This window comes from Pseudomonas sp. TMP9, assembly GCF_037943105.1.
Taxonomy (GTDB): domain Bacteria; phylum Pseudomonadota; class Gammaproteobacteria; order Pseudomonadales; family Pseudomonadaceae; genus Aquipseudomonas.
This window is the reverse complement of sequence record NZ_CP149803.1, coordinates 2229280-2242663: the sequence shown is the minus strand read 5'-3', so window position 1 is coordinate 2242663 and position 13384 is coordinate 2229280. Positions and strand designations below refer to the sequence as shown.

Annotated in this window: 11 protein-coding genes; 4 read left to right on the top strand and 7 right to left on the bottom strand. The window is 57.3% G+C overall.

Going from position 1 to position 13384, the window contains the following annotated elements:
* Positions 1-44: 44 nt before the first annotated feature.
* From rhlB to WF513_RS10695, 3 genes are all read right to left on the bottom strand, one after another.
* Positions 45-1487 (bottom strand): ATP-dependent RNA helicase RhlB, encoded by a 1443-nt coding sequence (gene rhlB, locus WF513_RS10705; RefSeq protein ID WP_339079358.1) that lies wholly within the window; start codon positions 1485-1487, stop codon positions 45-47.
* Positions 1488-1855: 368 nt separating this feature from the next.
* Positions 1856-2794 carry a GGDEF domain-containing protein gene (locus WF513_RS10700; RefSeq protein ID WP_339079357.1) on the bottom strand — a complete coding sequence of 313 codons (939 nt, stop codon included), beginning with the start codon at positions 2792-2794 and terminating at the stop codon, positions 1856-1858.
* 378 nt (positions 2795-3172) lie between these two features.
* Entirely contained in the window at positions 3173-3832 is a 660-nt protein-coding gene (locus WF513_RS10695; RefSeq protein WP_339079356.1) for an alpha/beta fold hydrolase, read from the bottom strand.
* A 476-nt stretch (positions 3833-4308) separates the two neighbouring features.
* Here WF513_RS10695 and WF513_RS10690 point away from each other — a divergent pair, with 476 nt between their 5' ends.
* From WF513_RS10690 to WF513_RS10675, 4 genes are all read left to right on the top strand, one after another.
* Positions 4309-5337, top strand: coding sequence for an amino acid ABC transporter substrate-binding protein (locus WF513_RS10690; protein WP_339079355.1), 1029 nt, complete (start codon positions 4309-4311; stop codon positions 5335-5337).
* Between the two features lie 101 nt (positions 5338-5438).
* Entirely contained in the window at positions 5439-6623 is a 1185-nt protein-coding gene (locus WF513_RS10685) for an amino acid ABC transporter permease (protein WP_339079354.1), read from the top strand.
* 9 nt (positions 6624-6632) lie between these two features.
* Positions 6633-7730, top strand: coding sequence for an amino acid ABC transporter permease (locus tag WF513_RS10680; RefSeq protein WP_339079353.1), 1098 nt, complete (start codon positions 6633-6635; stop codon positions 7728-7730).
* 25 nt (positions 7731-7755) lie between these two features.
* Complete coding sequence (locus tag WF513_RS10675) at positions 7756-8520, top strand: amino acid ABC transporter ATP-binding protein (RefSeq protein ID WP_339083524.1); 765 nt, start codon at positions 7756-7758, stop codon at positions 8518-8520.
* A gap of 203 nt (positions 8521-8723) precedes the next feature.
* Here the strand turns inward: WF513_RS10675 and WF513_RS10670 are convergent, their stop codons facing one another.
* Genes WF513_RS10670 through WF513_RS10655 form a run of 4 tightly spaced genes read right to left on the bottom strand, consistent with a single transcriptional unit; the run spans position 8724 to position 13369 of the window.
* On the bottom strand, positions 8724-9128 hold the full coding sequence (locus WF513_RS10670) for an META domain-containing protein (RefSeq protein ID WP_339079352.1): 405 nt from the start codon (positions 9126-9128) through the stop codon (positions 8724-8726).
* The gene (locus tag WF513_RS10665; protein WP_339079351.1) at positions 9125-9565 is read right to left on the bottom strand and encodes a hypothetical protein; all 441 of its coding nucleotides are present in this window, start codon (positions 9563-9565) and stop codon (positions 9125-9127) included. The genes WF513_RS10670 and WF513_RS10665 overlap by 4 nt, the downstream gene beginning before the upstream one ends.
* Positions 9566-9592: 27 nt before the next feature.
* On the bottom strand, positions 9593-10585 hold the full coding sequence (locus tag WF513_RS10660) for a 2-hydroxyacid dehydrogenase (RefSeq protein WP_339079350.1): 993 nt from the start codon (positions 10583-10585) through the stop codon (positions 9593-9595).
* Between the two features lie 36 nt (positions 10586-10621).
* Positions 10622-13369, bottom strand: a complete 2748-nt coding sequence (locus tag WF513_RS10655; protein WP_339079349.1) for a response regulator — start codon at positions 13367-13369, stop codon at positions 10622-10624.
* Positions 13370-13384 lie beyond the last annotated feature (15 nt).

Sequence of the window (13384 nt, the reverse complement as noted above, 5' to 3'; positions counted from 1 at the left end):
AAAAGGCGAAGCCGCACAGCTTCGCCTTTTTAGCGGCGCGGCGATCAGTTTTTGCGCGGCACCGGCTTAAGCAGCTCGTCGGGCGGCATTTCGCAGGCGATCTTGCGGCCCAGTAGTGCTTCGATGCCCGGCAGGGCGTAGGCATCGTCTTCGCCGGCAAAGCTGATTGAGGTGCCGCTGGCGCCAGCACGACCGGTACGGCCGATGCGGTGCACGTAGTCGTCTGGGGTTTCCGGCAGGGTAAAGTTGATCACGTGACTGATTGCATCGACGTGGATGCCACGACCTGCCACATCGGTGGCGACCATCACGCGAATTTTACCCTCACGGAAGCCTTCTAAAGCGCGGATGCGCTTGTGCTGCGGCACATCGCCGGACATTTGCACGGCGCTGATGCCGTCGCGGGTTAGGCGCTCTTCGATGCGCCGCACTTCATCTTTGCGGTTGGCGAAGACCATCACCCGAATCCAGTCGTTTTGGGTAATCAGGTTATACAGCAGCTTGTATTTGTCGCTGCCAGCCACGGCATAGACGTGCTGCTCCACCGAGTCGCTGGCGACGTTTTCTGGTTCAATTTCGACGATGGCCGGGTCAGTGGTCCACTGTTTAGCCAGGTTCATCACGTCGTCGGTGAAGGTGGCGGAGAACAGCAAGGTTTGGCGTTCGCCCTTCATTGGGGTCTGGCGAATAATTTGGCGTACTTGCGGGATAAAGCCCATGTCGAGCATGCGGTCGGCTTCATCCAATACCATCACTTCGACCATGTCCAAGTGCACTTCGCCGCGCTGGTTAAAGTCGAGCAGACGACCTGGCGTGGCCACCAAAATGTCGCAAAAGCGCGACTCGAGCAGCTTGAGCTGTTTGTCGAAGTCCATGCCGCCGACAAAGCTCATCACATTGAGGCCGGTGTATTTGGTCAGGTCAGCAGCATCTTTGGCGATTTGCACCACCAGTTCACGGGTCGGCGCGATGATCAGCGCCCGCGGTTCACCCATATAGCGGTCTTTCGGCGCCGGAGTTTGCTGCAACTGGGTGATGATCGAGATCAGAAACGCTGCCGTTTTGCCCGTGCCGGTCTGTGCGCGACCAATGGCGTCACGGCCGCTAAGGGTGTAACCCAGTACCTGGGCTTGAATCGGTGTGCAATAGGGGAAGCCAAGGTCATGGATGGCGTGCATCAGCCCAGACGAGAGTTTGAAATCATGAAAGCGAGTTTTGCCCTCGGCCGGTTCTACCGCGAAGTCTTCAAGTTTCCAGTTATCAAGCACTTTGGCAGGACGGTCGCGGCGCGGTTTTGCCGGTTTTTCCTTGCTCGGTAATAGGTTCTCAGGCGCTTCAGTTGCACGTGGTGCTGCGCTGCGACGAGATTTTTCAGCGTTGGCGTCGTGTTCGACGCGCGGCGCGCTGGGCGTTTCAGTGCGCTGAATTGCTGGGCTGTGCTGCTCGCCCTCGGCTTTGCCGAACATTTTTTTGAGTGCTTTGAGCACGGTCATCTCATTAATTGGTTAAGAAGTGAACGGCGGTCAGTGTAAAGCAAGAAGCCGGCGCGGCGAAGTGCCGCGCCGACGATGCTAGGCAACGTGCGATTAGTCGGGATGTCAGTCCACCGGCAGGCGGCTGAGCAGCAGTCACTGGATGTTGCCGCCGATGATGGCGGATCTAAGATATGTGGGCCTTTGTAGGTGTTTGTTAGTCTGTATGGGAGAGCAGGGCCAGGCGCCTGACCATGCCCAGAGCATTTTCAATCAACAGGCATGAGGTGTGGGCCGGGCCAATTAACGTGGCTTTTGCTCGCACATGGCGGTTGGCGAATCGTTGTCAAACAAGGCGATCAACGTACAGCCGGCACTTGGCGTTAGCCACAGAGGCAGTCGCGACCTTGTTGCTTGGCTTGGTACAGCGCGCTGTCGGCCCTAGCGATCAGGCCTTGAAGGCTGTCTTGCGGCTGCATTTGCGCGAGGCCGATGGACACCGTCACGCCCGGCAATACGCCAATGGGCGCGTGGAATGACTTGACCTCACCCAGCGCCACACGCAAGCGCTCGCCGATGCTGCGGGCTTCCTCGGCACTGATTTCCGGTAGCAAAATAACGAATTCTTCACCGCCGTAGCGGGTCAGGCTGTCCTTGGGTCGTAATTGGTTGCTCAGGGTGTGGGCAACCAGGCACAGCGCGTAATCGCCCGCCAAATGGCCGTGCTGGTCGTTGTAGGCTTTGAAGTGGTCAACATCGAGCATAAGCATGCACAGGGGTTTTTCATTGAACGCGCTGCGGGTGCTTTCGCGCTCAAAAATATGCTCCAACCAGCGCCGGTTATAAGCGCCAGTCAGGGCGTCGATATTGGCGGTTTGTTCGCTGTCGAGAATGATCCGATTACCCTTGCGCACGCGGTCGCACAGCAGCTCAAGCAGGTTTTGCATCAACTCAGGGGATTTCTGAAGCAAGCTGAACAGCGATTCGCGGTGCAGGCACAATACAAAGCAGGGTTCTGTGGCTACTACGTAAGCAGAGGGGTGACCATTATCAATAAAGCTGATTTCGCCGACGCAGTCACCGGCTTTGAGCGTGCTCACGGCGTGCCCATCGAGCGAGCCTAGATAAACCTTGAGTTGACCCTTCAGCAATAGATAGAGGTATTGATTGCGGTTGAAGGGCGAGAGCAGAACGTCGCCAGCGTCTAAATCGCAGGCGCTGAACGCGGTGAGCAGCCTGGTCATGCTCCCAGCGGCAACGTTGTTAAACAGCCGCAACTGATGGAGTTGCTGCAGGTCGGCCTGCCACGCGGCGGTTTTCATGGGGTGGACAGGTATGACGAGGTGTTGAATATTTTGGGCATCGCTATCGCTCCCTGCGTTAATTGCGGATACCAAGCATGACCTTATGCCGCTCAATTAGTGCTGACAATGCTGAGCGGTAATTAAGCGACCAACGGTTTTAACGTTGAAAGGCCCATTTTAATAGTGGCGTATCCATGTGCCGGTTGATTACTCGTTTTGCAGATGCATGGCTTGCTTTGCTAGCAAGTAAGTTGGCCGCTTAACGCTCTGCAGCGATGCAGCCTGTCAGTTTTGAGTCTTAGGTTGCGGTCGGCAGTGTGTGTTTTAGTTGTTCCTTAAATGCCGCCAAAGGGCTTTATTGCCCGGTGGCGGTGTCGGTGTTCCTAGAGAAAACAATTAACGACTGAGGCGTTGCTCCAGCCAATCGGCAATATCGCGGATCTCTTCATTCACCACTTCATGGCCCATCGGGTAATCCTGCCACTGCACGCATACACCCGCAGCGTTGAGGAAGTCATAGGCTGCGCGGCCCATGGCCGGTAACACGATGTCATCGCGTGTGCCGTGCAAACACAGCACTGGCAGCTGTTTTTTTGTATCCGCGAGGGTGATGTCGTTAGCAAAAGTGGGTGCGTAGGTCGACAGGGCTATCACGCCGCCTAAGGCGAATTGCCAGCGCAAGAAGGCGGTGTGCAGCACGACTGCGCCACCTTGGGAGAAACCAGCAAGAATAATCCTGGCCGGATCAATGCCGCTGTCACGCTGCGCTTCAATCAGGCTGATGACCTGCTGCGCTGAGGTTTCCAGCTGCTCGCGGTTAATCGCGCGCGCCGGGCTCATGGCCAAAATGTCGTACCAGCTGGGCATGGCGTAGCCGCCATTGATGGTAACTGCCTGAGTCGGCGCCTGCGGCAGGACAAAGCGAGTGCTGCGCAAGCGCTGCTGCAACGCTTCGGCCACCGGCATAAAGTCATAACGGTCGGCTCCCAGGCCGTGCAACCAAATGACGCACGCGTCGGCAGTGAGTGTGGGTTGAAGGATCAATGGTTCGCTCATTTAAAGCTCCGCTGTGGTGCGATCGCACTGATTTAGTGCGTGATGAAAATTGAGTCAGGCGATTATGGAAAGAAGTTGTCGCCAGAGTGAAACCTTTGCTCTTGACCTACCTTTATCAGAGGCTGAAAGCCTGTCTGGTACGACCTTTGCTGTATATCTTCGGGACTGATGACGTTGACCAGGAGTGGTAACACTGCCACCCGCTGGGCACGGCACAGGCTGAGCCGATTTTACCGGTGTTTCACAGGTTCGCCAGGCGCTGCAGGCTGCGCGACTCGTCACTTGTTAGCTGTCTCTGGCTCATTTAAATAATGGGCGGGCAAGAGTTTATGGTCGCTGGAGCAATCGGCAACTAGACTCGAGCTAAGGTTTGATCCCCGGTTGAGTGTGTTGCGGCTGACACAGTCAACGTGCCCCACAAGGGTTGGGCGGTAGAACCGAGACTCCAATCACAACAAAAGCAACTGGAGATTTTAATGAAGATGGTGAAATCCACATTGGCAGTACTTACCACCGCCGCTGTTCTGGGCGTCAGCAGTTTTGCTCAAGCAGGCGCTACCTTGGATGCAGTCCAGAAAAAAGGTTTTGTTCAGTGCGGCATCAGCGATGGCCTTCCTGGCTTCTCTTACGCTGACGAGAAAGGCAATTACATGGGCCTTGACGTCGACGTGTGCCGCGCTGTTGCAGCCGCAATATTCGGCGATGCGACCAAGGTCAAGTACAGTCCCCTTACTGCTAAAGAACGCTTCACCGCGCTGCAGTCTGGTGAAGTCGACGTTCTTTCGCGCAACACTACTTGGACCAGCTCGCGTGATGCTGGCTTGGGCTTGAACTTTGCTGGCGTCAACTACTACGACGGCCAAGGCTTCTTGGTTAACAAGAAGCTCGGCGTTTCCAGTGCCAAGGAACTCGACGGTGCGACTGTCTGCATTCAGGCAGGTACCACTACCGAGCTGAACCTTTCGGACTACTTCCGTGCCAACAACCTGAAGTACACCCCAATCACCTACGACACCTCAGACGAAAGCGCTAAGTCGGTCGAGGCTGGCCGTTGTGACGTGCTGACCTCTGACCAATCGCAGTTGTATGCACAGCGCATCAAGCTGGCTGACCCAGAGTCTTATGTCGTACTGCCAGAAGTGATCTCGAAAGAGCCGCTGGGTCCGGTTGTGCGCCAGGGTGACGAAGAGTGGTTCGACATTGTTCGCTGGTCGCTGTATGCGATGGTCAACGCTGAAGAGCTGGGTGTGACTTCAGCCAATGTCGTGGAAATGTCCACGTCGACTAAGAACCCTGATGTCGCTCGTTTGTTGGGTGCTGAAGGTGAGTTTGGTAAAGACCTGAAACTGCCGAAAGACTGGGCTGTGCAGATCGTCAAGCAAGTGGGCAACTACGGCGAAAGCTTTGAGCGTAACGTCGGTGTCGACAGCGAGCTGAAGATCGAGCGTGGCCTCAACGCCCTGTGGAACAAAGGTGGTCTGCAGTACGCACCGCCGGTGCGCTGACCGTCCGTTGCCAGCTACTCGTCCTGAGTGGCTGGCATTGTTCTGATTGATGTGGACCTCATGCCCGCTGCTGCGGGCATGAGGCTTCGTAGAGGGTTCCTATGCAAACCACTGCAAATGCTCCGCGCCCTGGTGGATCGGTCTGGACCGACCCCAAGGCGCGTGCTTGGCTATTTCAAATTCTTGCCGTTATCGCTGTTGTGGCGCTCGGCTGGTTTCTGTTTGATAACACCCAAACTAACCTAGAAAAGCGCGGGATCACTTCCGGATTTTCCTTTCTTAACAACAGCGCCGGCTTCGGCATTGCCCAGCACCTGATCGACTACGACGAAAGCAACTCCTATGGGCGTGTTTTCGTGGTGGGCCTGCTCAACACCTTGTTGGTGTCGGTGATCGGTATCGTGTTAGCCACGTTGTTAGGTTTTTTACTGGGAGTGGCGCGTCTCTCGCCAAACTGGTTGGTTAGCAAGCTGGCTAGCGTGTATATCGAGATCTTCCGTAATATCCCGCCGCTGCTGCAAATTTTCTTTTGGTACTTCGCGGTCATGCTGTCTTTGCCAGGACCGCGGCAGAGCATGGGCGTGGGAGATGCGTTCTTCCTCAATAGCCGTGGCCTGTACATGCCATCGCCAATCCCAGCTGAAAACTTTGGTTTGTTTGCCGGTGCATTGATTGTGGCGATCATTGGCACTGTGCTGTTGTCGCGTTGGTCGAAGGCGCGTTTTGAGGCAACGGGGCGGGTATTCCCTGTCTCTTTAGGTGCGGCTGCACTGCTGATTAGCCTGCCCGGGTTAGCGATCTTGGTCGGTGGCAATCCACTGCAGTGGAGTGTGCCGGCATTAACTGGCTTCAACTTCACGGGCGGCTGGGTGCTGATTCCTGAACTGATGGCTCTGACGCTGGCGCTTACTATTTACACCGCCGCTTTTATTGCTGAAAACGTACGCTCCGGGATCATGGCGGTTAACCACGGGCAAACCGAGGCGGCGCGTTCGCTTGGCATGCCTGCGGGCAAGACGCTTCGGTTGGTGATTATTCCGCAAGCGCTGCGGGTGATCATCCCGCCGCTGACCAGCCAATACCTGAACCTGGCAAAAAACTCCTCACTGGCCGCCGGTATCGGTTATCCGGACATGGTGTCGTTGTTCGCCGGTACGGTACTCAACCAGACCGGGCAAGCCATCGAGGTGATTGCCATCACCATGAGTGTGTACCTGGCGATCAGTATCAGCATTTCCATGCTGATGAACTGGTACAACAAGCGCATTGCGCTGATCGAGCGGTAAGGAGCAGCCATGCAAACGCATATGTTTAAACCTGATCTACCGCCACCCGCGCTCAGCGTTGGCGTGGTGGGTTGGCTGCGTGCCAACCTATTTTCCAGTTGGTTCAATACGCTGCTTACGCTGTTTGCGGCCTATTTGGTTTGGCTGATTGTGCCGCCACTGATCCAGTGGGCCTTGATTGATGCGGATTGGACCGGGACTACCCGCGCCGACTGCACCAGCGGCGGAGCCTGTTGGGTGTTTGTGCAGCAGCGATTTGGCCAGTTTATGTATGGGTTCTATCCGACTGAATTGCGCTGGCGCGTTGACCTGACCTTGTGGCTGGCGATCATTGGTGCTGCACCACTGTTCATCGCGCAAATGCCGCGTAAAGTGGCCTATGGCCTGGGCTTCTTGGTGGTCTACCCGCTGCTGGCTTATTGGCTGCTGCACGGCGGTTTCTTAGGGCTGTCGACGGTGTCTACCAGCCGCTGGGGTGGCTTGATGCTGACGCTGGTTATCGCCGCTGTCGGTATTGCTGGCGCTTTACCGCTGGGCATCATGCTGGCGCTGGGGCGCCGCTCAGATATGCCGGCCATCCGGGTACTGTGCGTCACCTTTATCGAGTTCTGGCGCGGCGTGCCGTTGATCACCGTGTTGTTTATGTCGTCGGTGATGCTGCCGTTATTTCTGCCCGAGGGCATGAGTTTCGACAAGCTGATGCGTGCATTAATCGGGGTCATTCTGTTCCAGTCGGCTTATATCGCCGAAGTGGTACGCGGTGGTCTGCAGGCGATTCCCAAGGGTCAGTACGAAGCGGCTGCAGCGATGGGCTTGGGGTACTGGCGGATGATGGGTCTGGTGATTTTGCCGCAAGCGTTGAAGCTGGTGATTCCTGGCATCGTTAATACCTTTATCGCGCTGTTCAAAGACACCAGCCTGGTGATCATCATCGGCCTGTTCGACCTGCTCAACAGCATCAAACAAGCCACCACCGATCCGGCTTGGCTGGGCATGGCCACTGAAGGTTATGTATTCGCCGCGCTGATTTTCTGGATTTTCTGTTTTGGTATGTCCCGCTACTCCCAACACCTGGAGCGCAAGCTGGACACCGGCCACAAGCGTTAGGAGCCACGCCATGAGTGAAGCAAGCATGAGTGAAGTAAATAAACAGCCGGCAGCCGCTGAAGGCATGATTCAGATGCAGGGCGTGCACAAGTGGTACGGCCAGTTCCATGTGCTCAAAGACATCAACCTCAATGTGCAGGCTGGTGAGCGGATCGTGTTGTGCGGGCCGTCTGGCTCTGGCAAGTCGACCACCATCCGCTGCCTAAACCGTCTGGAAGAACACCAGCAGGGGCGCATTGTTATTGATGGCACTGAGCTGACCCACGACCTCAAGCACATCGAAGCGGTGCGACGCGAAGTGGGTATGGTGTTCCAGCACTTCAACCTGTTTCCGCACCTGACAGTGTTGCAGAACTGCACCTTGGCGCCGATGTGGGTGCGTAAAATGCCCAAGCGTCAGGCTGAGGAGATTGCCATGCACTTTCTTGAGCGGGTACGCATCCCAGAGCAGGCCAATAAGTTTCCCGGCCAGTTATCCGGCGGCCAGCAGCAGCGTGTGGCGATTGCCCGTGCGCTGTGCATGAAGCCCAAAATCATGCTGTTCGATGAGCCGACCTCAGCCCTTGATCCGGAAATGGTCAAAGAAGTGCTGGACACCATGGTCAGCTTGGCTGAAGACGGTATGACTATGCTCTGCGTCACCCACGAGATGGGCTTTGCCCGCACCGTGGCGAACCGGGTGATCTTTATGGATAAAGGCGAGATCGTTGAAGAAAACGAACCCAACGCCTTCTTCACCAGCCCGCAGAACGAGCGTACCAAGCTGTTCCTCAGCCAGATCATTCACTGAGGTTTAGCGGCAATAAAAAAGGGAGCTTTTCAGCTCCCTTTTTTTATTCGATTAGCCGTACGCCAAGGCCTGTTTCGGATTGCGGCTGGCCAAACATGCTTTTGATTGGTGTGTGTGCGCACTCGAATATACCGGTGATAAATAAGCGCGCAGGCCCCGTTCAAAAAAGTTTTACCGACGTGCAGCAGAGCCGAGATAGGCGCTTAGTTGCTTTGCGGCCACAGGCGCAGCGGCTTGCCTTCAGCAGGCCAAAGGCGTAGCTGCTCGATGGTTGAAAAGTCCCAGCGCTGCACCTTGCTTAGGCTGTCGAGAAAGCGCGCTTCCTGCTCCATCAGCGCCGGTGCGCACATTTTACGCGTGCTGCCGGCGGCGCTGAAGCTGAGCATGTTGCCATTCAGGGTGTAGCCGGCAAACCAGTGGTTACAGCCGGCGTTGCCGTAGGCGCGGCCATCGTCACCTAAGGTGATGGTTAGATGGCTGTTATCAATCAGCGGGCGTTCGCCGATCCATTCCACTTGGTAAGTACGCTCAGTTTCCATTTGCAGCGCAGGTGTGGCGCAACCTGTGAGCGCTGCAGCCAGCCAGCAGATTGTTAAGCGTCGGTTCATGCTGCCTCCTTACTGATACAGGCCGGGCACAGGTGTTTGGCGTTTTTTGACTGCCAGCCCAGTTCGTTGATGCGCGTTTCAGCCGCTGGGGCTTGGACTTTTTTGCCGAGGGCGGCATCGACTGCAAATTCGAAGTCCAGCTGAGCATCACAGCTGTCGCAATTGACCTGCCAATTAAAAATGGCCAGTTCTTTGAACGCAGGGCCGGTCGCGACCGCCACCCATTGGCCGCGCGGCGTAATCAGGTGACGAACCTTGTCCGCCAATAGGCGCATGTGCAGTTCGCGGCTGCCCTTGAGGGTCACCAGCAGGGTATCGCCGCTCTGGATCGAGCCGCCATTGCCGGTAACCTGATAACGGCCGGGTGCTAAGGCGCGGCATTCAATCAGGGTGTGCTCGGGGTTGAGCAGGTTGTAGCGAAAGTCGTGTTCAGCCATGGGTCCTCCAAATGAATTGAAATGCTATCACGCGGCAGGATGCAGCTGATTGATCGGTGTATCGGCCAGCCAGGCGGCGATATTGTCGCGGGTGATGCCGGCAATCGCGGCCAACGCTTCGTGGGTGAGAAAAGCCTGATGCGCGGTAATCAGCACATTAGGGAAGCTCAGCAAGCGCGCCAACACATCATCCTGCAGCGGTTGCTCAGAGTGATCCTCAAAGAACAGCTCAGCTTCTTCTTCATAAACATCCAAGCCCAGATACCCCAGCTGCCCGCTTTTCAATGCGCCGATCAGCGCCGGTGTGTCAATTAATGCACCGCGCCCGGTATTGATCAGCATGGCGCCGCGCTTCATCTGCTGCAAACGCGCAGCGTTGATCAGGTGCTGCGTCGCGTTATTTAACGGGCAATGCAGGCTGATAATGTCGCTGTTTTCAAGCAGCTGATTAAGCTCGACTTGGCACGCGCCGATAGGCAGGTCGGCGATCGGCAGCGGGTCATGGATGAGCAGGTGACAGCCGAAACCGGCCATGATCCGCGCGAAGGTCAGGCCGATTTGCCCGGCGCCGATGATGCCGATGCGCTTGCCGTACAGGTCGAAGCCGATCAGCCCGTGCAGGGAGAAGTCACCTTCGCGGGTGCGGTTAAAGGCGCGGTGGGTGCGCCGGTTGAGGGTCATGATCAGCGCCAGGGCGTGCTCGGCCACCGCATGCGGTGAATAGGCGGGCACTCGAACCACCGTCAAACCGAGGGCGTGTGCGGCGTGCAGGTCGACATGGTTGTAACCGGCTGAGCGCAGGGCAATCAGGCGGGTGCCGCCCGCTGCAAGTTGCGCCAAGACGGCAGCGCTGAGGTCATCATTAATAAACGCGCAGACCACCTCGTAACCCTTAGCCAGTCCGGCGCTGTCTTGACGCAGGTGCGCTTCCTGATAACTCAGCTGCCAGTCATCGGGGCAGCCTGCTGCGTTAAAGCTTTGTTGGTCGTAAGGTTTGCTGCTGAACAAAATAATACGCATGGGGCTTTCCTTGGCTCGCGTGGATGTTGGGCGCCCTCAATGACTGGCCGTGGCGTGCTGAGCCAGCCGCTCAATAGCGGCTTCCAATTCATCCAACGCTTGCTGAGCGGCGGGGTCATTTTGTTTGAGGAGGGTTTCACTGCGCTGGCAGGCTGCGCGCAACTGTGGCACGCCGCAGTAGCGAGTTGCCCCGTGCAGGCGGTGCACTCGTTCGATCAGGCTGAGACGTTCGCCACTTTCACGCGCTTGACGAATGGTTTGGCGATCGGCGGGCAGCCCGGCCAGCAGCATGCTCAGCATGTCGGCCGCCAAGTCGGCTTTACCGGCCGCCAGGCGCAGGCCCTCATCGGCATCTAACACGCTGAGGCTGCTGTGCGCGGCACTGATGCCGGTGTGTTCACTGCTCTGGGTGCGCAGCGCCAGGCCCGTCCATTTGAGCACTACTTGGGCCAGTTGACGCTCGCTGATCGGCTTGGTCAGGTAGTCATCCAGTCCGCTTTGCAGCAGGGCGCGTTTCTCATTGGCCAGGGCGTGAGCGGTCAGTGCGACGATCGGTACTGGGCCTTGGGCGCACTGGTTTTCTTGTTGACGGATGGCTTCGGTGGCTTGGCGGCCGTCCATGCCGGGCATTTGTACGTCCATAAAGATCAGGTCGAAGGTTTGCTCAGCCGTTTTTTCCACTGCCTCATAGCCACTGTTGGCGATGCTGACCTGCGCACCCATATCGCCCAGCAGGGTTTGTACGAGCAGCAAGTTGGCCGGGTTGTCGTCGACGCAGAGAATCAGCGGCGCGCGGCTGGGGGCGTTTTGCTTAAATTCGGCGCGGTTGTGGCGCGGGCTGACCAGCTCAGTTAAGCCGCGCTGCAGCTTACGGGTACAGGCGGGCTTGGCCTGCAGTTGGCTGTGCGCATCGGGCAGCAGGCTGTGATAAAGCGACTGCTCGGTGGTGGGGCACAGCAGCAGGGTTTTACAGGCCAGGCGTTCCAGCTCCCAGATGGGTTGCTCAAGGCGCTCCGGAGGCAGGTTCTGGGTGCTGACCCCGAGCACAGCCAGCTCAAGCGGGTAGGCACTATGCTGCGCTTCCGCCACTGCAGCCAGCAGGCAGTCGAGGTTGTCGAAGCAGCTGACTTCTAAACCGCAATCTTCTAGCTGATGCTGCAAGGCCTGACGGGCCAGCTCATGGTGTTCGAGGGCCGCAACGCGGCGACCCAGTAGCGGCGGGCGCGGCAGGTCTTCAGCGTCATCACGGGCCTTGGGCAGGTTGAGGGTGATCCAAAATTCAGAGCCCAGCTCGGGGGTGCTGTCGACGCCGATCTCGCCGCCCATTTGCTCAATCAAGCGCTTGGAAATCACCAAGCCCAGCCCGGTGCCGCCAGCCTGACGGCTGAGTGAATTATCGGCTTGGCTAAAGGCCTGGAACAGTTCACGCAGCTCTTCTTCGGACAGGCCAACGCCGGTGTCCTGCACGCTGATGCGCAGCTGAGCGCGGTCGGCGCTTTCATCTTCAAGCATGGCGCGCATCACCACGGTGCCGGCGCGGGTGAACTTAATGGCGTTGCTGACTAGGTTTGTCAGCACTTGTTTGAGCCTTAGCGGATCGCCGATCAGCGACAACGGCGTGTCGCGGTAAACCAGACTGAGCAGCTCCAGCTGTTTCGCATGGGCAGCTGGGGCGAGAATGGTCAGGGCTTCTTGGAGCAGATCACGCAGGTTAAACGGGGTACTTTCCAGCACCAGTTTGCCGGCTTCGATTTTTGAGAAATCGAGGATTTCATTAATGATCGCCAGCAGGCTATCAGCAGATTTTTCAATGGTGCCCAGGTAATCCTGTTGGCGCGGGGTTAGCTCGCTTTTTTGCAGCAAGTGGGTAAAGCCGAGGATGCCGTTAAGCGGGGTACGGATTTCATGGCTCATGTTGGCGAGAAATTCAGATTTGATCCGGCTGGCTTCCAAGGCTTCCTTGCGCGCCAAGTCCAGTTCGATGTTCTGGATCTCGATGGTTTCAAGGTTCAGTCGCACGTCCTCAGTGGCTTGGTCGACGCTTTGTTGCAACTCTTCTTGGGCGTTTTGCAAGGACTCGGCCATGCGGTTGATGCCGGAGGCCAGTTCGTCCAGCTCATAGCTGCCCAAGGGGGGTAAGCGAGTTTCGAGGTGGCCATCCTTGAGCTGAGCAACGCTGTGTTTGATCTGCCGCAACGGCTCATTGATGGTGCGGCTCATGCGCACGGCGAGAAGGGCGGTGACCATCAACCCAGCGGCAATTAACAGCAAACTGGTGAGTAGGCTGCGGTAACCGCTGAGCAGTGTGGTGTGATGCGACAACTCCAGCTCAACCCAGCCCAGCAGCCGGGTACCTGGTTCGTCAGCGGCTATGCCGGTCAGGCGCAGGTGCTGCTGATACACCGGCAGGAGAAAACGCGTAGCGTTCTGGTTGCTGTTTTGAGCGGGCTGCTCGCCCGTCGCTGGCGAGGGGTTGAGCATGCTGGGCCCGGCATGCGCCAGTGTTATGCGTTCGGCAGTGAGAAAGCTCACTGCGCGCACATCTGGCTGCTCCAACGCTTGGCTGGCAATGCGCTGCAGCACATCACTGTCGCGCACATGCAGCGCAGGGGCGGCCAGCGGTGCGAGCTGATCAATGACCATTTGTCCGCGCTGGAGCAGTTGCGCTTGTAAGCCGGACAACTGCATCCAGGTGAAATAGCCGCCCAGCACCAATGCCAAGAGGCTGGTGGGCAGGAGGGTGAGCATAAGTACCCGGCCTTTAATGCCTAAACCCTTTATCACACACTACCTCCGCAA